25 protein-coding genes are annotated in these 21721 nt (G+C 60.3%); 4 read left to right on the forward strand and 21 right to left on the reverse strand.

Features of this window, described 5'->3' with window-relative positions; genetic code table 11:
* Positions 1-124: 124 nt before the first annotated feature.
* Both VPH41_RS05190 and VPH41_RS05195 read right to left on the reverse strand, forming a co-directional pair.
* Positions 125-379: a hypothetical protein gene (locus tag VPH41_RS05190; RefSeq protein WP_043462404.1), complete on the reverse strand. Its 255-nt coding sequence runs from the start codon at positions 377-379 to the stop codon at positions 125-127.
* 353 nt (positions 380-732) lie between these two features.
* Positions 733-1854, reverse strand: coding sequence for a cupin domain-containing protein (locus tag VPH41_RS05195; RefSeq protein WP_328569167.1), 1122 nt, complete (start codon positions 1852-1854; stop codon positions 733-735).
* A 93-nt stretch (positions 1855-1947) separates the two neighbouring features.
* On the opposite strand from VPH41_RS05195, the gene VPH41_RS05200 reads away from it, so the two are divergent.
* Positions 1948-2493, forward strand: a complete 546-nt coding sequence (locus tag VPH41_RS05200; RefSeq protein ID WP_152284147.1) for an FKBP-type peptidyl-prolyl cis-trans isomerase — start codon at positions 1948-1950, stop codon at positions 2491-2493.
* Between the two features lie 190 nt (positions 2494-2683).
* On the opposite strand, the gene VPH41_RS05205 is transcribed toward VPH41_RS05200, so the two are convergent.
* Both VPH41_RS05205 and mutS read right to left on the reverse strand, forming a co-directional pair.
* Positions 2684-3721: a hypothetical protein gene (locus VPH41_RS05205; RefSeq protein ID WP_328569168.1), complete on the reverse strand. Its 1038-nt coding sequence runs from the start codon at positions 3719-3721 to the stop codon at positions 2684-2686.
* Complete coding sequence (gene mutS / locus VPH41_RS05210) at positions 3718-6351, reverse strand: DNA mismatch repair protein MutS (RefSeq protein WP_328569169.1); 2634 nt, start codon at positions 6349-6351, stop codon at positions 3718-3720. The genes VPH41_RS05205 and mutS overlap by 4 nt, the downstream gene beginning before the upstream one ends.
* Positions 6352-6607: 256 nt before the next feature.
* Here mutS and VPH41_RS05215 point away from each other — a divergent pair, with 256 nt between their 5' ends.
* Positions 6608-7891: a tyrosine-type recombinase/integrase gene (locus tag VPH41_RS05215; RefSeq protein ID WP_328569619.1), complete on the forward strand. Its 1284-nt coding sequence runs from the start codon at positions 6608-6610 to the stop codon at positions 7889-7891.
* 2 nt (positions 7892-7893) lie between these two features.
* Here VPH41_RS05215 and VPH41_RS05220 read toward each other — a convergent pair whose 3' ends face one another.
* The 10 genes from VPH41_RS05220 to VPH41_RS05265 form a co-directional block, all read right to left on the reverse strand.
* Complete coding sequence (locus tag VPH41_RS05220; RefSeq protein WP_305056079.1) at positions 7894-8112, reverse strand: helix-turn-helix transcriptional regulator; 219 nt, start codon at positions 8110-8112, stop codon at positions 7894-7896.
* Complete coding sequence (locus tag VPH41_RS05225) at positions 8109-9017, reverse strand: DNA cytosine methyltransferase (protein ID WP_328569170.1); 909 nt, start codon at positions 9015-9017, stop codon at positions 8109-8111. The genes VPH41_RS05220 and VPH41_RS05225 overlap by 4 nt, the downstream gene beginning before the upstream one ends.
* Before the next feature lie 10 nt (positions 9018-9027).
* Positions 9028-9261, reverse strand: coding sequence for a hypothetical protein (locus tag VPH41_RS05230; RefSeq protein ID WP_328569171.1), 234 nt, complete (start codon positions 9259-9261; stop codon positions 9028-9030).
* A 5-nt stretch (positions 9262-9266) separates the two neighbouring features.
* Positions 9267-11033 (reverse strand): replication endonuclease, encoded by a 1767-nt coding sequence (locus tag VPH41_RS05235; RefSeq protein ID WP_328569172.1) that lies wholly within the window; start codon positions 11031-11033, stop codon positions 9267-9269.
* The gene (locus VPH41_RS05240) at positions 11033-11458 is read right to left on the reverse strand and encodes a hypothetical protein (protein ID WP_328569173.1); all 426 of its coding nucleotides are present in this window, start codon (positions 11456-11458) and stop codon (positions 11033-11035) included. Before VPH41_RS05240 ends, VPH41_RS05235 begins: the two co-directional genes overlap by 1 nt.
* A gap of 2 nt (positions 11459-11460) precedes the next feature.
* Positions 11461-11676 carry a hypothetical protein gene (locus tag VPH41_RS05245; RefSeq protein WP_328569174.1) on the reverse strand — a complete coding sequence of 72 codons (216 nt, stop codon included), beginning with the start codon at positions 11674-11676 and terminating at the stop codon, positions 11461-11463.
* Between the two features lie 101 nt (positions 11677-11777).
* Positions 11778-12179: a hypothetical protein gene (locus VPH41_RS05250; RefSeq protein ID WP_328569175.1), complete on the reverse strand. Its 402-nt coding sequence runs from the start codon at positions 12177-12179 to the stop codon at positions 11778-11780.
* A gap of 121 nt (positions 12180-12300) precedes the next feature.
* Positions 12301-12564, reverse strand: coding sequence for an ogr/Delta-like zinc finger family protein (locus VPH41_RS05255; RefSeq protein ID WP_086138169.1), 264 nt, complete (start codon positions 12562-12564; stop codon positions 12301-12303).
* Positions 12561-12749: a hypothetical protein gene (locus VPH41_RS05260; RefSeq protein ID WP_328569176.1), complete on the reverse strand. Its 189-nt coding sequence runs from the start codon at positions 12747-12749 to the stop codon at positions 12561-12563. The genes VPH41_RS05255 and VPH41_RS05260 overlap by 4 nt, the downstream gene beginning before the upstream one ends.
* A 47-nt stretch (positions 12750-12796) precedes the next feature.
* Positions 12797-13000 carry a hypothetical protein gene (locus tag VPH41_RS05265; protein ID WP_328569177.1) on the reverse strand — a complete coding sequence of 68 codons (204 nt, stop codon included), beginning with the start codon at positions 12998-13000 and terminating at the stop codon, positions 12797-12799.
* Between the two features lie 312 nt (positions 13001-13312).
* Here VPH41_RS05265 and VPH41_RS05270 point away from each other — a divergent pair, with 312 nt between their 5' ends.
* The gene (locus tag VPH41_RS05270) at positions 13313-13738 is read left to right on the forward strand and encodes a helix-turn-helix domain-containing protein (protein WP_328569178.1); all 426 of its coding nucleotides are present in this window, start codon (positions 13313-13315) and stop codon (positions 13736-13738) included.
* Between the two features lie 101 nt (positions 13739-13839).
* Complete coding sequence (locus VPH41_RS05275; protein WP_328569179.1) at positions 13840-14529, forward strand: hypothetical protein; 690 nt, start codon at positions 13840-13842, stop codon at positions 14527-14529.
* A 62-nt stretch (positions 14530-14591) separates the two neighbouring features.
* On the opposite strand, the gene VPH41_RS05280 is transcribed toward VPH41_RS05275, so the two are convergent.
* The 7 genes from VPH41_RS05280 to VPH41_RS05310 are packed head-to-tail and all read right to left on the reverse strand — an operon-like array spanning position 14592 to position 21720.
* Positions 14592-15854 (reverse strand): phage late control D family protein, encoded by a 1263-nt coding sequence (locus VPH41_RS05280; RefSeq protein WP_328569180.1) that lies wholly within the window; start codon positions 15852-15854, stop codon positions 14592-14594.
* Positions 15851-16459, reverse strand: coding sequence for a phage tail protein (locus VPH41_RS05285; protein WP_289952040.1), 609 nt, complete (start codon positions 16457-16459; stop codon positions 15851-15853). Before VPH41_RS05285 ends, VPH41_RS05280 begins: the two co-directional genes overlap by 4 nt.
* Before the next feature lie 15 nt (positions 16460-16474).
* Positions 16475-19495 carry a phage tail tape measure protein gene (locus tag VPH41_RS05290; protein WP_328569181.1) on the reverse strand — a complete coding sequence of 1007 codons (3021 nt, stop codon included), beginning with the start codon at positions 19493-19495 and terminating at the stop codon, positions 16475-16477.
* Positions 19496-19510: 15 nt separating this feature from the next.
* Entirely contained in the window at positions 19511-19624 is a 114-nt protein-coding gene (locus VPH41_RS05295) for a GpE family phage tail protein (protein ID WP_071650284.1), read from the reverse strand.
* An 8-nt stretch (positions 19625-19632) separates the two neighbouring features.
* Positions 19633-19941 carry a phage tail assembly protein gene (locus VPH41_RS05300; protein WP_328569182.1) on the reverse strand — a complete coding sequence of 103 codons (309 nt, stop codon included), beginning with the start codon at positions 19939-19941 and terminating at the stop codon, positions 19633-19635.
* 37 nt (positions 19942-19978) lie between these two features.
* Positions 19979-20488 (reverse strand): phage major tail tube protein, encoded by a 510-nt coding sequence (locus VPH41_RS05305; RefSeq protein ID WP_328569183.1) that lies wholly within the window; start codon positions 20486-20488, stop codon positions 19979-19981.
* Positions 20489-20544: 56 nt separating this feature from the next.
* The gene (locus tag VPH41_RS05310; protein WP_328569184.1) at positions 20545-21720 is read right to left on the reverse strand and encodes a phage tail sheath protein; all 1176 of its coding nucleotides are present in this window, start codon (positions 21718-21720) and stop codon (positions 20545-20547) included.
* Position 21721: the final 1 nt, after the last annotated feature.

The raw sequence follows: 21721 nt of genomic DNA on the forward strand, positions 1-21721 counted from the left end.
GGCTGGCCCGGGAAACCGGGTCAGCCTTTTTTATTGCCGAGTCCTGGCTTTTATCTCGGGGATAAAACAGGGGACGCAAAAAAGCCGGCCCAAAGGCCGGCTTTCTTTAGTGCAGGGTGCTAAATTACTTAGCAGCCGATGCAGCAGCCGAAGCAGCCGAAGCAGCGTCGGTAGCGGCCGAAGCGGCAGCCGAAGCAGCAGCAGCAGCGTCGGTAGCGGCCGAAGCAGCAGCGTCAGCAGCAGCAGCTGGAGCAGCTTCAACTACTGGTGCTGGTGCTGGGGTTTCAACTACTGGTGCTGGTGCAGGAGCTTCTTCTTTTTTGCTGCAAGCAGCCAGAGCAACAACCATCAGGGAGGCGATCAGCAGGGATTTTTTCATTTGTTTTCCTTAATTATTTCAAAAAATAAATCAATATTGTTGCGATGAATAATTACCGGTAATTATCGCTCGTTAGGTCGTCTTCGAAGGCTTTTCGTACCAGGTGGTGCCTGCCAGACAACGGAAACTTCCTAACCGAATATTATAGCGATTTTTGGTGCGTCGCAATAGGAGCAAGAGGCAAATTCGCAACTATTTTGTGATATCGCAATATTTGCCGAAGCAAATTGCAAGCAAGTGTAAGCGATTTGCGAAAGCGCGACAAAACGATATAAAAATAATATGTTTCATTGCGCTAGCGCAGATGCTGTTATTTCATCTACTGTAATACCACTTTGCTATGCAACGGACATTCAGGCCAGTTCGATCCAGCCATCCTGATACCAGGTATATAACGCATCCATCACGTCATCGGAAGCCTGGGCCACGGCGGCGCCATCGAGGGCGCGTTCGTTGGCCAGGGTTTCCAGTGCCGTTTTGTCGGCCTTGCCAATGGCAAACGATTCGCCATTGATGAAGACGTTCTTGCCACGATACAGCATCAAGGTCTTGCGCGACAACACGACACCCTTTTTCTGTGCGGCGTCCGCGAAGCGGCCCACCGTCAGCGGCTTGGACAGCGGCGTGAAAAACACATTGTGTTTCGGTTCAGACAGGTGTTCGCCCAGGAAGATGGTCACGTCTTCTTCCGTGAAGCGCACCTTGTTCATTTCTTCCGTGATGGTGCTGAGCATCTCGCGGGGGATTTCCGCCGGCTTGCCCGACGCTTTCAGGTCGGGATCGCTGTAAATGCCCGGCAAGTCGATCGAGTCGGCCATGAATTGCAGGAAGGCTTCGCCCAGTTCCTGGAACGATGGCGAGCGGAAGCCGATCGAATACGTCTGGCAGTCGCCGATGGCCACGCCGTCGTGCGCGTAGTGGGGCGGCAGGTACAGCATGTCGCCCGGTTCCAGGGTGAATTCTTCGTCGGGCGTGAAGTTGCTGAGGATTTTCAGCGGCAAGCCGTCGATCAGGCTCAGGTCTTTCTGCGCGCCGATGCGCCAGTGGCGCTTGCCCTGGCCTTGCAGCAGGAACACGTCGTAGGAATCGAAATGCGGGCCCACGCCGCCGCCGTCGGTGGCGAAGCTGACCATCAGGTCGTCCAGGCGCGCATCGGGCAGGAAACGGAACTGGCGCAGCAGGGCATCGGCCTTGGCGCTGTGCAAGTTGGCGCCCTGTACCAGCAGGGTCCATTCCTTCTGTTTCAGCGATGGCAGGCTGGTCAGCGGACCTTGCTGCATGTTCCAGTGGCCATCCGCATGGCTGACCAGGCGCGATTCGACGTGGTCCAGGGTGGCCAGTTCGGCCAGGGCCTTGAAATCGAACAGCGCCTTGAAGCTAGGTACGGCTTGACGGATCAACAAGGGTTTTTTATGCCAGTAGTCGCGCAGGAATTGCGCCGGCGTGATATCGCCGAGGAGAGTTAATTTTTTCATGCGCCCATTATAACAACCGGAAATGCAGGAATGCGCCTGCCGTTGGCGGCGTGAAGGTATAATTTGCCAGCTTATACAATGAAAGGAAGCATAATGAAGATTGCCAAAAATACGGTCGTGACTGTCAACTACAAACTGTCAGACGCGCAAGACAATCTGATCGAAGACGGCCGTCAGCCGATGGTCTACCTGCACGGTGATTATGAAAACACCCTGCCGAAGATCGAAGAAGAGCTCGACGGCAAGGAAGTTGGCTATTCCAACACGATCCAGATCGAACCGGATGATGCTTTCGGTGAATACGATCCAGCCCTGGTCAAGGTCGAGCCACGCAATCGCCTGCCTGAGCCGCTGGAAGTGGGCATGCAGTTCGAAGGCATGCCGGAAAGCGATTCGCCGGACGAAGAGGCGATGATCTTCACGGTCACCGATATCGCCGACGACAAGGTCGTGCTGGACGGTAACCATCCACTGGCCGGCATCGCGCTGCGCTTCTCGCTGACCGTCGCTGACGTGCGCGAAGCCACCGAAGAAGAAATCGCCCATGGCCACGTGCATGGCGCACACGGCCATGACCATGGCGATGACGAAGATGACGGCGAAGAGGGCGATCACTTCCGCACCCACCCTATTCACTAACACCTGAGCAAACCTGCTGCGCGCAGCGGGGCGCGGCCGGCGATGCTCACCGTACTAGAGTACGGTTGCGCTTCTCGGCCACAAATCACTGCCGCTCGCTACGGTTCTGTCAGGCGTCGTGACGTCTGTTGGGCGTGACGCTGCTTGAATGAAAACAGGCCGGCTACATGCCGGCCTGTTTGCTTATGCGCTAACGGCGCACAGTCGACGCCCTGGCGCGCGCCTGCGCCGAAGGGCGGGTAGCGCGTTGACGCACCTCAAAGAATGGGGTCTTGCCGGGCCGTACGGCGATGGCGGACCAGTCGTTGTCGATGCTGACGTGGCCCAGGTTGCCTTTCCAGCTGATTTTCGGCCCGCCTGTCCTGGCTGCGGCCTTTTTGCTCTTTCCTTCCTTGCCATCCGCATCGCCAGCGCGCTGCGTATCGACCAGCAAGACCTTGCCGCTGAATTTCTTTGCCAGGGTGCGTATCTGCTTGCGCGGTCCGGCAAAGCCATCCTGTTTCGAGCTGAAGCTGGGCAGCAGCGAACTGTCGTCTTCGTCCAGCACGCCCACCTCGCCATCGGAAAACAGCACGATGCCGTCGAGCTGCTTGCGCTGGGCCATGGCGAACAAGCGCTGCAGCCAGGAGCGGTTGGCGACCAGGCGGTCTTCGAACTCGCTGTTGCGTCCCGCTTCCGGCAGGAAATGGTTGTTATTCGCGGGCAGGTTGATGGTGGCAAACAGCACGCCGCCGTATTCCCAATGGGCATTTTCCGCATAGCTGCGGAACTTTGCCGTCGAGGACAGCCGCGACAGGGTCAGCTTGCGCTGGCCCAGGCTCTGGTCATCGGCAAAATACACGTCGCGCAAGCGGTTCAGGCGTTCGATGGCGTTGACCCTGCCGCGCGAATTGCGGCAGTTGGCCCAGTCGCTGGCCGACAGCGAGACGATCAGCGGCGGGCCGCTGGCGTCCAGCACTTCCTTGCGCTGGCTGTACAGCTTGTCGCTGCACGATTCGCTGGCGGCCTTGATGCCGGTGGCTACGACAAACGAGGCATTGAAGGCGCTGGTGTCGGCGATGGCTTTTTTCAGGGGGCCGTCGTCCGGCCCCGCATTGAAGGAATGGCCCAGCACGGCAAACTCGAAGCCGGCCTGGTCGCCCGGACCGGCCAACGCCGCCTGCCATGGCAGGCTGGCAGCCAGCAAGCCGGCGGCCAGCAAGCGCCAGGTGCCGTGCCGCGTGGTCATGCGGCGGCCAGCCGTTTCAACTGGTACAGCTGTTCCAGCGCATCGCGCGGCGTGAGCGCATCGGGATCGAGGTCGGCGATGGCGTCGAGCAGGGCTTGCTGCGCCGCGTTCAGTGCGGCCAGCGGCGCTGCCGCTTCCTCTTCTTCCTCTTGCGCATACGGATCGGCGGAGGGCAGCGCGAACAGGTCGCGCTGCGGCGTGGCGTCGAGCGCCTGCGCTTCCAGGCGCGCCAGGTGCTTGCGCGCCGCCTTGATCACGGGCTGCGGCACGCCAGCCAGCTGCGCCACCTGCAAGCCATAGCTTTGCGAGGCGGGACCGGCTTGCACGGCGTGCAGGAAGACGATGCTGTCCTTGTGCTCGACGGCGGACAGGTGCACGTTGGCGGCGCTCGGGTGACTGTCCGGCAGTTGCGTCAGCTCAAAGTAGTGCGTGGCAAACAGGGTGAAACTACGGCTGGTATCGATCAGATGGCGCGCGATGGCCCACGCCAGCGCCAGGCCGTCGAAGGTCGAGGTGCCGCGGCCCACTTCATCCATCAGCACCAGCGAATGCTCGGTGGCACCGTTCAGAATGGCCGCCGACTCCGTCATTTCCACCATGAAGGTCGAGCGTCCGCCCGCCAGGTCGTCGGTGGCGCCGATGCGCGTGAAGATGCGGTCGATGGGGCCGATGGTGGCGGAAGCGGCCGGCACGTAGCTGCCCACGTAGGCCAGCAGGGTGATCAAGGCCACCTGGCGCATGAACGTCGATTTACCGCCCATGTTCGGACCGGTGATCAGCAGCAGCCGGCGCTCGTTGACGAAGCGGCAATCGTTGGCGATGAAACGCTCGATCTGCTTTTCCACCACGGGGTGGCGGCCTTCGACGATGTTGATGCACGGCTCGTCGACCAGCTGCGGCGCGGCCCAGTTGTGCTGCTGCGCGTGTTCCGTCAGCGCGTTCAGGGTGTCGAGCTGGGCCAGGCCCTGCGAGATGGTCTGCAAGGTGCCGATGTGCGGCGCCAGCTCGGCCAGCAGCAGGTCGTACAGCAGTTTTTCGCGCACCAGGGCCTTGTCTTGCGCCGACAGGGCCTTGTCTTCGAACACCTTGAGTTCGGGCGTGATGTAGCGTTCCGCGTTTTTCAGGGTCTGGCGGCGGCGGTAGTCGTCCGGCACCTTGTCCGTCTGGCCGTGCGTGACTTCGATGTAGAAGCCGTGCACCTTGTTGTATTCCACGCGCAGGTTGGCGATGCCCGTGCGTGCGCGTTCGCGCGTTTCCAGGTCGAGCAGGAACTGGCCCGCATTTTCCGACAGGGCGCGCAGTTCGTCGAGTTCCGCGTCGAAGCCGGTGGCAAAGACGCCGCCGTCGCGCACCATGGCAGCCGGCTCCTGCGCCACGGCGCGCACCAGCAAGTCCAGGCAGGCGGTCGGCGTGGCCAGCGCTCCGTGGATGGCGGCCAGCAAGCCGGATTCGCCGCCCTGGCCGCATTGTTCACCACTGTAGCAGCGCACGACGTCGCCGCGCAGGGCCGGCAGCTGCAGCAGGCCGTCGCGCAGGGCGGCGAGGTCGCGCGGACGGGCCGACAGCAGCGCGATGCGCGTGGTGATGCGTTCGATGTCGGGCACTTGCGCCAGGGTGGCGGCCAGGGGCCCCGCCGCTTCGCTTTGCGCCAGCGCGGCGATCGCTTCATGGCGCGCGCGGGCCACGTTCTGGTCGCGCCGCGCATGGTGCAGCCAGTGGCGCAGCATGCGCGAACCCATGGCCGTGCGGCAATGATCGAGCAGCGAGAACAAGGTGGGCGATTCCTGGCCGCGGATGGTTTCCGTCAGCTCCAGGTTGCGCCGCGTGGCTGCGTCCAGGCCGATGAATTCGCTTTCCGTTTCCGTCGTCAAGGAGCGCACGTGCTGCAAGCCGCGGCCCTGCGTCGATTGCGCATAGCGCAGCAGGGCGCCGGCCGCGCCGAATGCGGCGCCGAGGCCATCGGCGCCAAAGCCCGTCAAGGTTGCCACGCCCAGCTGGTCGAGCAGGGCCTTGTGGCCGCCCACCACGTCGAAATGCCAGTCCGGCACGCGGTTGATGTGCGTGCCCGCGTAGTCGTCGAACAGGCTGCCATTGTCGCCGCTCAGGATTTCGGCGGGCACGATGCGTTCGAGTTCCTGCTGCAATCGCACGGCCACGGTGGCGCTGTCGCCGGAAAACTCCATCAGCTTCAAGGCGCCGCTGGCCAGCGACAGCCAGGCCAGGCCTGTGGTCACCGTTTTGCGCTGCGTGATGCTGCACATGGCCAGCAGCGGGCGCTCGGCCTTTTCTGGCAGCAAGTCCGCATCCGTCAGGGTGCCGGGCGTGACGACACGCATGACCTTGCGCTCGACGGGGCCCTTGCTGGTGGCCGGGTCGCCGATCTGTTCGCAAATGGCCACCGACTCGCCCAGCTTGACCAGCTTGGCCAGGTAACCGTCCAGCGAATGAAACGGCACGCCGCACATCTTGATGGGGTTGCCGCTGGCCACGCCACGCGCCGTCAGGGTAATGCCCAGCAGGCGCGAGGCTTTTTCCGCATCCTCGAAAAACAGCTCGTAGAAATCGCCCATGCGGTAGAACACCAGCATCGTCGGGTGGTTTTCCTTGATGCCTAAATATTGCTGCATCATGGGCGTGAGTTTGCTTTTCTGGATTTTCGCAAGCTCTTGATTTGACTGCATATTCATCTGTAAGTCTTTGATTTATTTCGTTGTTCTGGCGGGATGGTATTCGCTCTATTGCATCTATACATATCACCGCATATCATCTCACTTCATGTTTTGGCGTAGCTAAATTGCTCAATTTTAAAGAGTTACGCCAAAAAGCCGTTTATTGTTCCTAGAGCTGGTAAAAAGCTACGCTGGACCTACGCTGAGTGAGATGACAATGCAATTTGATGCAAGAGCGGCAAAGCTGCTCGCGGCTGGCCAACACTTTACCATTTCCGACTGCCCAGGGCTGCGACTTGAGGCTACGAAATCCAAGAGATCATGGATTTATCGGTATAAAAGCCCGCTCGATGGGCGCATGCGGCAAACCAAGATTGGCGAATGGCCTGCGATTTCCTTGGCTGCCGCGACTGTTGAGTGGGAGCGCTTGCGGGGGGCGCGCAGTGCTGGCGTCGATCTGGCCGTCGACAAGCGCGAGGTACGCGAGCAGTCGCGCAAGGCTACGGAGGCAGAGCGTGAGCGCAAAGCAAAGACGTTGCTGACGGTCCGGCGTGTGGCGGACATGTACGTGGCTGGCCACCTGTCGCGTAATCGCGGCGAAAAAGGTGTCAAGGAAGTGGTGCGGATGTTCGAGACGATGCTGGGCGATTTTGGCGACATGCCCGCAGCAGAGGTTTCTCGCTCCGATGCCTTCGACCTGATAGAGAGCTTTGCGCATATTCCCGTCCAGGCCGCCAAGCTACGAGCTGAGCTTGGCTCCGCTTGGGACTACGTCCACGATGCAGGGCGCCTGCCTGATACCGTGCCAAACTGGTGGCGCCTGATAATGCGTGGCAAGTTGCGAAGCAAGGGGCGAGTGGTGCAAGGCGTCCAGGCCGGGCCAGTTAAGCGTGTGTTGAGCGCTGAGGAGTTGGCCACCTTGATCAAGTGGCTTCCAAATTTTTCAAAGACGGTGTGTGATGCATTGACACTCTACTTGTGGACTTGCACTCGCGGGTCGGAAATTATGGCCATGGAAGTCACCGAAATCAGCGAAGAGGCTGACGGACTTTGGTGGACGATTCCAAAAGCGAAGACCAAGAATTCATGGCGTGAGCATGCTACAGATCTGCGTGTTCCACTGGTCGGCCGGGCGGAGGTTGTGGTACGCCGCCGTATGGGGCTAGTAAAAGGAAAATACCTTTTTGAGTCGTATGGAAAGGTGGGTTACATGGAGCAAAAATCGGTGGGTTGTGCGGTTTGGGTTTCTATGCCGTACAGCGCAACGAAACCGGACGACCTTCGTCCACGACTGCCGGTAACAAACTGGGCGCCGCATGATTTGCGACGCAGCTGCCGCACGCAGCTAGCAATACTGGGATGTCCGGAGGAGGTTGCCGAGGCGGTGCTTGGTCATATGAAGAAGGGCGTCGTAGGCGTCTACAACAGGCACGCCTACGACCAGGAGCGCAGAGAGTGGCTGGGCCGACTCGATACGCACCTGGAAATATTGGCTCGATAACTCTATTTTTGCCTGCTGGTATTAGCTGGTGGTGGAATGTCTGAAATTGGACGTTCTTCCGCCCATTCCTCTATTTCACGCATCAACCATGCGACACGATTTGGTGAGAGCTGGCGTGGCTTCGGAAATGCGTTTTCCCTCACCAGGCGCTGGATCGTTGCTGTAGCCAGCGTAACCAGTCCCGATACCGCTGGGAGGTCAACATAGATTGGTCTGGTCATTCTGTCTCCATTACTGATTCGATAAAGATGCGCGCTTGCTCTGCGTTGATCGCGTTGCCGTAGGCGCGCAGGCGTCCCACTCTGGCGGGAGCCCCATGAGCCAGCGGGAATGTGCCGGGTTCAACTGGCCGCCACTTTCCATCCCGGCATGTGAGCCAGTCAGCAGATCGCCAAAGGCCGTTAACCGGGCCGGGGACTCCATGGCCAGCATCGCAAAGTCGTTCAAATTGGAGCCGTGCCGTGTTGAACCCATCGCCCGGCAGGCCTGTCCTCCGCCCGTCGAGTCGCTCGCTTGTGGCGTTGGCCAGCCCGCCAGATACGCCTGACGCGGCAACTGATCGACCCGGTCCTTGCCGTCTCGCTGGGCGACCATGCCGGGCGTATCCTTGTGGTCCCGTGTCGTTGGCGTAACCCACCCAGTAGGTTCGGTCGCGGATGTGCGGCGCGCCGATGCTCGCAGACGGGAACGCGACCGCCCCGAAGGTGTAACCCAAGGCTTCCAGGTCATCCTGTACAAGGTCGATCCAAGCATCGACGTCCTTGCCTGCAACCTGCTCTCCAAAGACTGCTGCAGGGCGCGACTCGCTGATAAGGTGCTGGAACGCTGGCCACAGGTGCCGCTGGTCATCAAACCCAGTTCCTTTGCCTGCCGTGCTGAAAGGCTGGCACGGGCAACTTCCTGTCCAGACTGGTCGCGCGTCGTCCCATCCTGCGCGACGAAGAGCATAGGACCAAACTCCAACGCCAGCGAAAAAGTGGCATTGCGTGTAGCCGACGAGCTCGTCGGGACAAATATCTTCGATCGATCGTTCATCGACAATTCCCGGCGCTATGTGGCCGGCCTTTATCAGGTTGCGCAGCCAGGTGGCTGCGTAGTGGTCAATTTCGTTGTAAAAAGCGCTCACCGGGATAGCCTCAACTTGCGAGTACCGCATTCGGCGCAGCAGCTCTTGCAGACTGCAGCGCCGTAATAGGGACCGCTCGGAAGACGCCAGACCACTGGTGGTCCACCTCCACCCAGGCGTGCAGCTCCCCATTGCCCACGTCGCGGCGCAGGTCGTTGACGGTGCCGGCCTGGTAGCCTTCGTCGGTGTCGAATGTCACGCGGTCGCCAATGGAGACCGACCGAGATAATTCTGGTGTTTGCATGGGTATCACTCCTTTTTATATTTGCGTTGCAGATGCGCCAAATGCGCGCTTGGCCCGCCTGGCTGCCGTTTTTTGTGGTGCAGGTAGATGGCTTCGTTATCAATCCGGGCGCATGGCGCGCCCTCCCTATCAAAACTCCGTCCAGCGTTGAAGGACGGAGTGAATTTTTTGTTTTCTGGCACTACGACCGCCGGCGCTTTCGGGGCCTGCGTATACTTATTTACACCAGTCCGAGGAACGGCAAGGGCCACCCCGGCTCGGTCTATCGTCCAGCGGTAGCGGGTGGACTCGTAGACCGCATGCGGCTGCGCCGCCAAATACACGCCTACCGGCCTGTGCGCCTCGACCTGTTCATATCGCCCCTCAACGTCCTCGTCCCTTGTCGCCAGCCTGATCGTCGCGCTGCGGCCACACGTGGGGCCGCCCATGGCCCATATGAATCGGGCGAAGTCGGCGCGCTGGGCGATGGCGGGATTTTCGGACTCGACTTTCTGCGCAGCCTGGTACGCCTCGCGGATAGGCTCAGGTGCATTGCGCACCGACTCCTCCGACAGTCGGCGGAACTCGCGCCACACGCCCACTGGCACGCCGCCTATCTGCTGAAACTGGCGAATGCCGTGCACCTGCGCCCAATAGGTGACGCGCTGGGATGCCGTGAATTCCTTTTTGTCGAACATATCCGGCACGATGACGTAAGTACGGCCATCCTCGAATGCCTTGTGATCGCCCACACCTGCGCCATCAATGCTTTTGCAGACGTACTTGATGATATAGCCCGCCGCCGTGCCCTTCCCCGCCTCAATCCGCACCAGCTTGACGCGGTTTTTGATGGCGCCTGGCTCGTCGCCATCCTCGCGCATGGCGTAGGCATGAATGACCGCTTCCATGGTTGCCTGATGCTCAGGCGCGACGAACAGCAGCATGTGCCAGTGCGGGCACCCGTCCGTGTGCGGCTCAGCGATGCGGAAGCCGTAGGGCTGGATACCGCGACGGTGCAGCGCGGAACGGATGGCGGACCACACCTTGACCAGATACGCCTGCGCCGCGCGCGGCGTCGGACTGCCGAATTCCGCGTACTTCGCGTTCGTGCCCCCCACCGAGTGGTATTTGCTGGGGCATGTGATCGTCCAAAACATGCCAACGTGGCGCATCTTGTCGGCCACCTCCTCAAAGCCGCGAATGCGCAGCATCAATTCGCCGCGGCGCAGGGTTTTATTGCCCATGCCCAGCTCGGCCAGTTCGGCCAGGCTGTAGACGTCGCCGTTTTCATTGGTGGCCGTGACGGCCGCCAGCGCTTTTTTGTTTGCTTCGTTTTGCGCCGCTTGTGCCAGGCACGTTTCACGGCTGACATAAGGATCGGCGCGCACGTAGGTCAAGCCCAGCTGAATCGACGTATGCTCGAAGCGCCGCATTAGTTCCTTGCGCAGTGCGCGGCGCCACCACGCATGATCTGCTGCGCGTGCGATGTAGCCGCCTATCGTTGCCGCCACTGGCGACTTGACGCCGCGACGGCTGCATATCGTGTCAATCCTCGCCTTGATGGCGTGCTCATCGTGCAGGCTCGAGCAAACCTCGTAGCACTCGCGTGCAGCCTGCAATGCGGCCACTGAGATTGCGCCCGGGCCAGTCATGGCGCCGTTGCTGTCGGCCAGCGGCAGGCGCTGATTGTCGGCAAGCACGGCATCGACCACACGCTGACGCGGCACGTTCAGGCCGCCGAACATGCGCTGCACGGCGGCGGCCATGCGTGACGGAATTCCCATGGAAAGCATCAATGCGCCTTGCCGGTGGCGCCAGGCATGCGCCCGCCGTTCATGCACTTTTGCACCACCTCAAGATTGGCGCGCAACTTGGCTACCTCGCACCAGATGCGGCCGCGTTCCAGCGCATCGAACTTACACAGGGCATCGCTGGCGCGCTCTTTTGGTAAGCGCGCCGACATGACAGCTACCATGCGAGCGGCCATCGGTACGCGCGTCCAGTAGGCGGCGCGGATAGCCTCGACGTCTGCCGGTGTGGTGATCATCGCCAGCACAGCCGCAGAGCGTTCCATGCGCTGTTCGCGTGGCGTTGCATTGATCTGCGCGGACACAACGTCCATTTCGGCGAGAAACGCTCTGGTTTCTAGCTCTTGCTTGGTTAGTGTCGGGCCGGCGACGGCTGCGACGGCCGCCAATTCATAGGCTATGCTGCGCATCCTCAACTCCCGATCCAACCAAATGCTGCCATCAACACAGGCGCGAACATGACAAGCCCAGCCAGCAGGCCGCTGCAGAACGTTTTCAGATTCTCTTTCATTAACTTTATCTTTTTTGGTTTGAACGAGTTCAACACACTCAAAACCTTGTCGCGCACGGCCAGAATCTCGGCGGCAGACTGGAAGGACAGGTGATTGTCGATAAGGGACGCCGGCATGGTTCAGTCCTTGATGGCGCCGATGGCCCGCAGCACGCCGGGGGCAATGACGATCAGGAGCGACAGCAGCCAGATGCCGCAGGTTTTGGCCAGGCGCAGCATCAGCGTGCCCCTGGCTTGAGAAAATGTTCTGCCCAGTACGGGAGCGTGTGCGATGTGCCGCAGCAGTGCCGGGAACCCGCTTCATTGGCGAAAATGTAGTTCACTTCGATAGGCAGCTTGCCGACCAGGGCGCGTTGCTTGGCTGGCGCGAAAAAGCCGGCACACTCCAGTGCCTGCGCATCGCTGACGATGAAGGTCAGATTGGCAGCGCCGTAGGCGTGATAGGTCTTGGCAACTTCATGGATGTGGGCGGTCAGCGCCGCGATGCCGATGCTCGCGCTGGTTTGCAGCAGAAAACACGTTGGTGCCACGGGGACAATACAATTTTGCAAGGTCGGGCGGATCGTGTTTGATTCCATGGATTGGTCGGCATGACTGGCGGCGTGCAGCGTGTTTTCCATCGGTTTTCCTTATTTCAGGTTGAACGAATCCCGCACGCTCAAAAGGGAGCGCTGCAGGGCACAGCAAAAGAGGAGGAGTTATGGCGGCCGGGCTACGGCGGCGCGAGGATCGGGATAGTCATCAGCAGCCCGCAGTCAGGTCCAGGGCCAGCTGGCTGGTGGCCGCCGCGCGCGCATGCTGGGACATCGGGATGCGGATATCCGCCTTGGGCATGGCGGACAGCGAGAGGGTGCGCAGCACTTCCAGGCCTGCCACGAAGGAGTGCCCGCATTCGGGGTTCTGGCACATGTAGGTGATTTCCTTGAACATCGCGGACATCGTGCGGCTTTTGACGGCGCGTACGGTGTTTTCGCAATGCGGGCAAGGCAGGCCGATGACTCTCATTTCAGCTTTCTTTCCACTTGGTACAGGGCGCGACCGCGACCTGTCATGTTTTTTGCCTGCTTGCGTAAGCGCGACTTGATGAGCCATTCCGCCGCCTGATCGATACTTTCCAGCCCCTGGCGTTGGCGCACGATTTCCAACAGCGCGCGCTCGTCGTCATCGAGATTAATTTGGTGATCTGGCATGTGGGTAGCTTTGCAGTTGCTTAAAAGTTACTATTCAGTGTCTCGGATTAAGCACTGCGAAGCTGTACGCTGTCGATGTTGGCTTCGTCACCTGCAATAACTGCCAAGGCTTCGCGCATGACGATCTGACGCACCAGCACCGCAAGCGCTTCGCCCTGGTAATCGGCGAGCGAGGAAACAAGCTGGTGTTCGTAATCGTCCAGGCGCAACATGACGCGGTGGCTGCGGATACGTTTTGCATCGGGGTACATGGGCCGGCTCCTGTGCAGTTAAGCGTGATGGACAATGGACAATTGCACGAGTTCGGCCTCATAAGATTGCAGGCCTCGCAGCAACATCAGGCGCATAAACGACGCCCGCGAACGGGAATCCTGCTGCGCAAACTTTTCGACGCGCTCAATCTCAGGAGGGAGCAAACGAATAGGGATTGGCTGCGAAAGTGAATTCTTCGGCTGCCGCGTCACTGGGGCGATAGTTGTCATAAGGTATGATTTGTATACGTCACATGGTAATGACGTAAATATAGTGCGAAAAACCGCACTTGTAAAGTAAAAGGTGAGAAATTGCGTGAAATAATTGGAGTGCGTCTTAAGGCTGAGAGGGAACGACTTGGCTATAACCAGGCTGATTTTGCGGCAATAGGTGGGGCATCAAAGCGCACGCAGATCGATTGGGAGCAAGGGAAGCAAGTGCCAAACGCGGAGTTTCTAGCTGCTGTTTCGGCAATCGGGGTTGATGTGCTCTATGTCGTGACGGGTCAATTCACGCCTGGGAACTTAAGCGCGGACGAGAGTGAAGTTGTTGCTGGATACCGCAAGATGGATATTCGCGGAAAGGCTGGTGTGCTTGGCTTAATCGGTGGAATGAATCATCCACAGAACCTTGTCCAGCCAGTGCATCATGGTGACATTGGACAAAATATCTACGGCAATATCACAGGGCCAAATACAGTAAAAATGCCCGATAAGCGTAAGAAGAAACCCATTTGAATGGGATGTTTTTCCTCACCAATAGTCGGTGAGAGAAGGCTTTATTTTGCGTAAAATGTTGTTAAATTGAAATTATAAGTTGCAAAGATGTGGATTTCGTAATGGATAGACCAGAATTTAGCGGCGATGTTGGGCAGAATGTCTTTGGTAATATTGTTGAAGCCCCTCGGCTGAACAATGTAGTTACATTGCACTTGGGTGCAGAAAAAATTGACGTTGAATTAATTACCGATTTCCAACGACGTCGCATCAATGCTCTGGTGAAAGACCTATCTGCACTTACAGGTGATCATCCCTTGGACGTGTACAGAATCATCATAACTGACTTCGGTTTAAAGAAAATCAAAGAGCTACCACTTGCGCGGTACTCGGAAGTAAAAAATCTATTGGAGACTTGGATAAAGGATGCCAAGTCTGCCGATATCCCTACAGATCAAGGCGAAGCAATATTAGAAATTCCTGCCTCACCGCGACTTGTTGCGGCAGGCAACGTTGAGAATTCCTGCCAAATATGTGAGGAGCGAGCCGCTAACCTCAACAAACTTCAACGAACTGCAAGGGTACGATTGATCTTGCTTAGCATGTGTTTAGCTGCGTGCGGCTGGCTACTATACAAGTCTCCTGTAAGCGGGGAGTCAAGCACTTCTTCCGTAGATAGTAAGTGCTACATTGCAGGAAAATCCTACTCGACGGGGCATATTGAAAAATCTAGGGGAAGCGTCCCTGTTGAATGCGTTGGCGCCACTGGCGATTTGCCGGCTATGTGGCTTCCCGCTAATCGAGCACATTAACGACAGCAGTTGCATTGTTTTCGGCTTGGTAAAGTCTGTGAGCCTCCCGTAATTCGGCACACCTACGCCATGGAAGCCGCCTCTGCCGGCTTCCATGGCTCCTCGCTGTTCTCCCGAATGATTTCGCGCACCTCCTTGATGTGCTCCCAAGCCAGTTTTGCCGCTCGCTTGGCGCCGTGTTTGCTCTTGTAAACATGCTCCAGCGTCTTGAGCGTACCCTTGGCGCCGGCCTGCTCCTGCCCGGCCTTTTTCTTCTTCGCCGCTACGTCTTTCCACTTCGCCACCACGCCCGTGACGCCATCGTCCGGGTCTTTCTCTTCCTCGCGCTCGGCCTCCAGCGCCTCCGTCTTCGTTTCAAATTCCACGCGCGTGGTAAAGCCGTTACCGCCCAGGTTGTGCGTGACCTTGACCGATAGCCATTCGGTGGCGTCGATCTCGGGCTTGAAGCCCTTCACTGTCACGGGCGATTGCGGGAACACGGCCGGGTTGCCCAGGGCCAGGCTCATTTCGAAGGTGGCCAAGCCGCGCAGGATGCGCTGCCATTCGGCGACGGCTGCCGCGCGCGCATCCGTTTCGCTGGCGAAGGTGGTGCGCAGGCGCTTGCTGTTGCCGGGCACGCCGGCCACAACGCTGCGGCGGCGCGCGTAGCGTTCGTCATGCCAGAAGGCGCGCACGCCCGTGTAGGCGTCGCTTTCGGCGCTGTGGTAGCGGTGGCCATCGCCCAGGGCGCGGGTGATGGGAATGACGGGCAGCGCCTTGCCGCTGGCGGTGCGGCTCTGGTTGATGGGGATGAAGAGCAGCGTGTCATTCTTGACGGTGGCCACCGCGTCGTATTTCCTGCCCAGCCGGCGCAGGAAGGCCGCATCGCTTTCGTGGGTCTGGTCGATGTGCTCGACGACCGTATCGCGCAGGCGCGCCGAGACGCCCGACGCCAGCTCGTTACGAAAGGCAATCGCCTCGATGATGGCGCCCAAGGTGGTCTTGTGGAAGCTGTGTTCCTGTTGCTGTTTGAAGGTGTCAATCAGGTTGGCCGACCTGGCGCGCAGGGTAATGGTGTCGGGCGCGCCACTGTGCTCTACCTCGTCCACGGTGAACTTGCCCATGTCCACCATGCCGGATGCTTGCCAGCCCAGCGCCAGGGCGATCTGCGCGCCGCGCGGCGGCAGGGCCAGCTTGCCGTCGCTGTCATCCAGGGAAATGTCGAGCTGGTCGCTCTCGTCGCCACGGCACAGCGTCAAGGTCAGATTAATCAGCCGCGGTGAAACGATGGCCGTCAAATCCTTGTCCTCGATGCTGACTTTGAAGGCGGGGATATGCTCGCTCATTTGAACTTGTCCGCCGCGCTGCCGATGGCGCCGCTGATGCTGCCGCCGATCTTGTCTTTCATCTCGCTGACGACGCCGCCGTATTTCGACGTGATGCCGCCGACCACATTGCCCACCACGCTGCCCACGGCATTCCTGGCCGCGCCCGCGATGCTGCTGGTCATGCCGTCGATACTGAGCATGTTTTTCAGGTCGCCGATGTCGCCCAGGCCCACCATGGCCAGCACGCCGTCATCGTCGCGCTTGAGTGCAATCGAGAACTCGACGCGGCGCGCGCCGCCGCTGCCGTCGAGGATCGTGCGCCCCTCCGTCATGCTGGTGATGCGGTAGGAGCCGAGTATGCGGCCCGTGCCCTGGATCAGAATCCACGATTTGCCCGTGTCAGCCATCATGCGCAGCGCATCGAGCGAATACAGGGAGCCGGTCAGTTCCGGCGCCACCCAGCCCGACAGGGTGATGGTGTCGTCGCCGGGCCCCACGTATTGGTGCGCGTCGCGCAGGCCCACGCGCGCCGTGCTGGCATGCTTCCATTCCGTTTGCCGCTGCAGCTCGTGATAGGCCAGCGTCGGCAGGCTGAACACGAACATTCCTAAAATCATCATCATGGTGGTGCTTCTTTCTTAATCGTGGTCGCGCAGGGACGAGCGGATGCGCGCCGCCTTTTCGCGGTCGCGCTGATCGAGCGCCACGCTCACGGCCCGCGCGATGGCCTGGGGATCGGTGCCGGCCTGCACGTGGAAGGTGATTTCGATCTTGTCGCCCTGAATGGTCATGCCGGCGCCGAAGCCACCCTGGGCCAGCGGCGCGCGCGTGTCGAAGGCGCTGGCCGGCAGGGCAGTGGCCGTGCCGATGGCGATGCCGGCGCCCAGTTGCGTCAGGCGCTGCGCCAGTCCGGAAACCTTAGCAATTGGCGCGCCCTCGCTGCGGTCCAGGCCCACGGCCAGGCCCTGCATGGTGTAGTCGCCCAGCTGGGCAAACACGCGGCTCGGGCTGTGGATGCCCAGCTTTTCCTTAAACCAGGCAATGGTGCTGGAACCGGCATTGCTGATGGCGTCCTTGACGGCGCCCATGGAACCCGTGATGCCGTTGACCAGGCCGCGCAGGATGTTGGCGCCAAACTCCGTGAACTGCGCCGGCAGCTTGATACCGAACCAGCTCATGACGCCGGCGAATGCCTGATAGAACACGCCAGCGGGGGACCAGTTGATAATCAGGGCGGTGATGCCGGCCATGCCGCCGCTGAAGGTGGTTTTCAGCTGCGACCACAGACTGGCAATGAAGCCTGTCAGCGGCGCCAGTCCCTCGACAATGCTGTGCCGGATATTGGCGGCAAAGTCGGTGAACCTGGCAGGCAGCGCGATGCCGAACCAGCCCAGCACGCCCGCGAAGGCACGATAGAACAGGCCCAGCGGCGACCAGTTGGCGATCAGGCTATTGATGCCGGTAAAGCCGCCGGCAAATGCCGTCTTGACGTCTGACCACAGGCCGCCAAAGAAAGCCTTGATCGGCTCCCAGTATTTATAGATCAGGAAGGCGGCGCCGGCAATGACCGTGATGGCGATGCCAATCGGGTTCATCAGAAGAGCGCGGCCCAGCCACAGCATGGCGCGGCCCGCCCACATGAAGGCGCCGCCCAGGTTGCGCAAGATGGGCGTGAGCACGCCGCCCGTCACGCCCATCTTGGCGAACATGACGTGCAGCATGGCGTACGGGCCGATCAGGGCGGCGATGCCCAGCATCAGCGGGCCGAGTACCAGCAGGATGCCGGCAAGGATTGCAAAGGCGGTAATCATGACCTTGGCCACGGTCGGGTTGCGTTCCATGAAGGCATTCAGGCGCGTGATGGCGTTGATCGCCATTTCCAGCCCCTGCGTGTACAAAGGCAAGATTTTTTCGCCCATGACCAGTTTCAGATCGGAAACCTTGGCCAGCGTCTCCCGCTCTGCGCCAGCGCCCAGGCCGCGTGCGCGCACGTGCAGGCTGTCCATGCCTTCCGAATTCTGGTTGAGGCGTTCACTCTTGCGTATCTGCGCGCGCTGATCGACCATGCGCATCAGGAAGGCGGCGCCGTTGCTGTTCGAAACCAGGGCGCCGATCTTGCTGTTGATCTCGTCCTTGTCGGTGATGCCCTTGGCCGCCAGCTTGGGCAAGAACACTTTCTCGATCCAGTCGAGCGGGCTTTTCTGGAACAGTTCGCCTTCCAGCAGCGCACCGGCCTGGATGTATTTGATCTGCCCCACCTTGTCATACTTGATGTGCTTGCCGCTCAACAGGCCCAGGCTTTGCATTTCCCTGGCCGCGCGCTGCGTGCCCTTGCCTTGGTAAATGTTGTTGTACAGGGAACGCCAGCCGACGCCCGCCGTCGAGCCGCCCAGCTCCTGCAGCATGGGTTCCATCTGGTTGAAGAAGGCATTGTCGTTTAGGCCTTTGCCGGCCACGCCGCTGCGGATCGTAAATTGCCGCCAGTCTTCGCCACCGACCCGGCCACCCGTCGCCGCGATCACTTTTTGCACGCGGTCAGCGTCGCTCTTGAAGGCTTCGACAGAACCGGCATTGCCGCGCAGCTCGATGACCTTTTGCATGGCGAACAATTGCGCGTTGCGCTCGCCGGCCGATTCCGGGTAGAGCGTATCGTTGATGAACTTCATCTTCGACATGGTGGGCAAGGCCATTTCGGCGTGGTGGCCATCGGCGAAGATCGAAATGGAATCGCGGATCATTTCCGTTTTTTCTAGCTGGCTGACGCCGTATGTCTTGAGCTGTTTGGCAAACTCGATGGCGTGTTCTTTTTCTTGGCTCGTGCGCGTGCCCAGCGCGCGGATGCGTGCCGTTTCGATTTCGTAGTGTTTCGCTTCTTGCAAGCCCTTGACCACGGGCGCGCCGATTGCCGCGCCCGCCACGGTGGCACCTACACCCGCACTGGCCATGCCACCGGCGACGGCTTTGGCTTTTGCAGCGCCTTGCTGGGCGGTGGCCACGCGATCCTGGCGCGCCTTGAGGGTGGCCAGCTTCTTCTGCTGGATTTCCAACTGCGTGTTGGCTGCAGCAATATCGGTGGCCAGCGTCCGTTCATGCTGGCGCATTTTTGATGTACTGGTGCCGGCGGCATCCATCTTTTGCCGCACGAGGGTCAAGTTTTGAGCCAGCTTGAGCTTGCTCGCGCTGATCCTGGTCACTGCTGCATCGGCCTGGCCGAGGGTCGTTTTCAGGCTGCGCAGCTTTTCCTGCGACTGACTGTATTTCAGTTCCAGTCTGGTGAGGTTGTCGCGTGCCAGCGCAAAGCTGGCCGACAGTTTGCCGCTGGGTTCCCGCGTGCGCATCAGTTCAAGCTGAAGGCCTTTGAATTCAGTGCGCGCTGCCCGAGTCTCGCTTGCCAGCTTGTGCTGCGCCAGGCGCTGATTGTCGAACGCGACACGCGTGTCATTCAGGGCGAGCTTGCTCTTTTTCAGTTCGCTCGATGTGGTGCGAAATTCTTCCTGCAGCTTGCGCAGGTACTTGGTTTCCTTGAGCTTGTCATTCAAACCCTTGAGGCGCTGGCTGACCTCCTGCAGCGTCTTGCTGGTCGGGGCAGCTGCTGCGCGTATTTTTTTGAGGGGTGCTGTGATCTTGTCCAGCGCCGAAAACACTACCTGTAACCTCAAGTCCCGACCAGCCATCTATTCCGCTCCGCTTCGCTGCCTGGCGCGTTCGCGCCAGGCCATCAGTTCATCAATCGTAAAGCCGTCCATCGCTGCCGGCGTCCAGTGAAACACGCCGGCAATGTCGGCCATGGCATCTTCTACTTCGCCGGGGATACCGAAAGGCGATCTACTTTGCTCGCCAAAAAACCGGCAACCTCGACGCCCACGGCCAGCAGGTCGGCCGGGTCCATGTTGGCGATGTCGTGCGCGGTCAGGGTCGGCTCGGTGATGCGTGGCAGCACGATCTGCAGGGCCGACACGTTCAGGTTGGCCAGCTCGATCAGGGAAATGCCGCGCAGGGCGCCCGCCTTGGGCTTGCGTACGGTCAGCGAGGTGATGAGGGTATCGCCGCGCTTGATCGGGTCGTCCAGCTCGATGACGGCTTGGTTTTGGGTATCGTTGTTCATGGTGTTGTCCTGGTAGGGTGGTGGTGAATAAAAAGGGTTACAGGCCGATGGCCTTGCGGATGGCGGCATTCGTGTCGCCGCCGCCGAAGTTCTCGGTGCCGCTCATGAAGTCCAGTTCGATGACGGTGGCGCCGTCGATCATCAGCTTGTAATAGCTGCAAGCCATGGTGTATTTGTGCGTGGTGTCGTCGCCCATCTTGGCCGCGCCCATGTCGATTTCCTTGTAACGGCCGCGCACGACGACCTCGACGGCGGCGACGGTGCCTTCGTCGTCTTCCTGATAGGCGCCGGCAAAGCGCAGTTGCACGGCGCCGTGCGTGTGCGCGCCGTACTGTCTCAGGGCTTCGACGATCAGGCCGCCAGCGCTCCATTCCAGTGACAGCGCCTCGTTGCCAAAGTCGACGGATACGGGGCCGCTCATGCCGCCCGCACGGTACTCTTCCATCTTACGGCTCAGTTTCGGCAAGGTGACTTCGGGCACCATCCCCATGAAGGACACGCCGTCCTGGAACAGGTTGAAGTTTTTCAGTTTGCGGGGCAGGCCCATAGTTTCTCCAGTAGTTCAATGCGCCCGCGCTGGCGCGGGCAGGGTGGTGACAGTGTTTATGCGGCGATGCGCGAGGCGAAGTCGGCCAGGTAGCGGTCGGTGATGCGCTGCTGGAATTTCAGGTTTTCCAGCGGCGGCACGGGCGTGTAGTCGTAATCGATGGCCAGCTTGCCGTCTTTCAGCGCCGTCTTGTCGTTGTATTGCTCGTCATACCAGGCATGGCCGTCGATGATGTAGCCTTGCAATTTCAAGTCGCGGAACTTGGCGTTGATGCTTTCCAGCAGATCGCGCACCAGCGACGGATGCAAGGGCAGATCGACATAGGCGAAATGCGCTTCGGCGATGGTGTCGGCCAGCACCTGGGCCGTGCGTGTGTAGCTTTCAAAATAGAAGAAGCCGCCGGGCTCCTCGCAGGTGCGCGAACCCCAGAAGCGGTAGCCGCCCATGTTAATCAGGGTGGTCACTTCCTTGGCGTTGAGCACGCCGGCGTCGGTGGCGGGGTCTTGCAGGTCGAAAAACACATCCTTGGTGATGCCGGTCGGGCCGTTGACGACGACGTTGGACAGCGTCTTGTGCCAGCCCGTTTCCTCGTCGATCTTGGCGCGCAGGCCCATGGCGTAGGCGACAGCGGAAATGCTGGCCTCCTCGTCGGTGGCGGTATTCCAGTTCACGAAGTCGGGCCAGATCATCATGATTTCACGCTGGCCGAACTGGCCGCGATAGGTGGTCGCCGCCGTGACGGTGGCACAGCCATAGGCCGAGGCATACACGAAGCTGCGCAGGCGCTGCGCCACGCTGGCCAGCGCATTGGTGACGGCCTGGGTATCCAGCCCTGGCGCCCCCAGGATGCGCGGTTTCACGCCCAGCTTGCTTTGCGCGGCCAGCAGCGCCTGGGCGCCCAGGTACTTGCCATCGGGCGAGGTGCCGCCCACGGCGTTGCTGGTGGTTTCTGCCTCCGTCTCGCCCTGGGCCACGCGCACCACGACCGTCAGGGGTTTGGTCTGCGCGGCGATGGCCTGCAGGCTGCGGTACAGGGTGCCCGTCTTGCCGGCCTTGCCCATGGCGGCCAGCACGTTGGTGACGAGCACGGGCGTGTCGAGCGGAAAGGCTGCCGGGTCGGCGTCATCGGCCGTGGCAATCAGGCCTAGCACGGCTGTGGACACGGTGCGGATGGGGCGCGAACCCTCGTTGATTTCAATGACGCGCACGCCATGGTGGTAGTCGGTGGCCATG

The organism is Janthinobacterium sp. P210006 (assembly GCF_036231885.1).
Taxonomy (GTDB): Bacteria; Pseudomonadota; Gammaproteobacteria; order Burkholderiales; family Burkholderiaceae_D; genus Janthinobacterium; species Janthinobacterium violaceinigrum.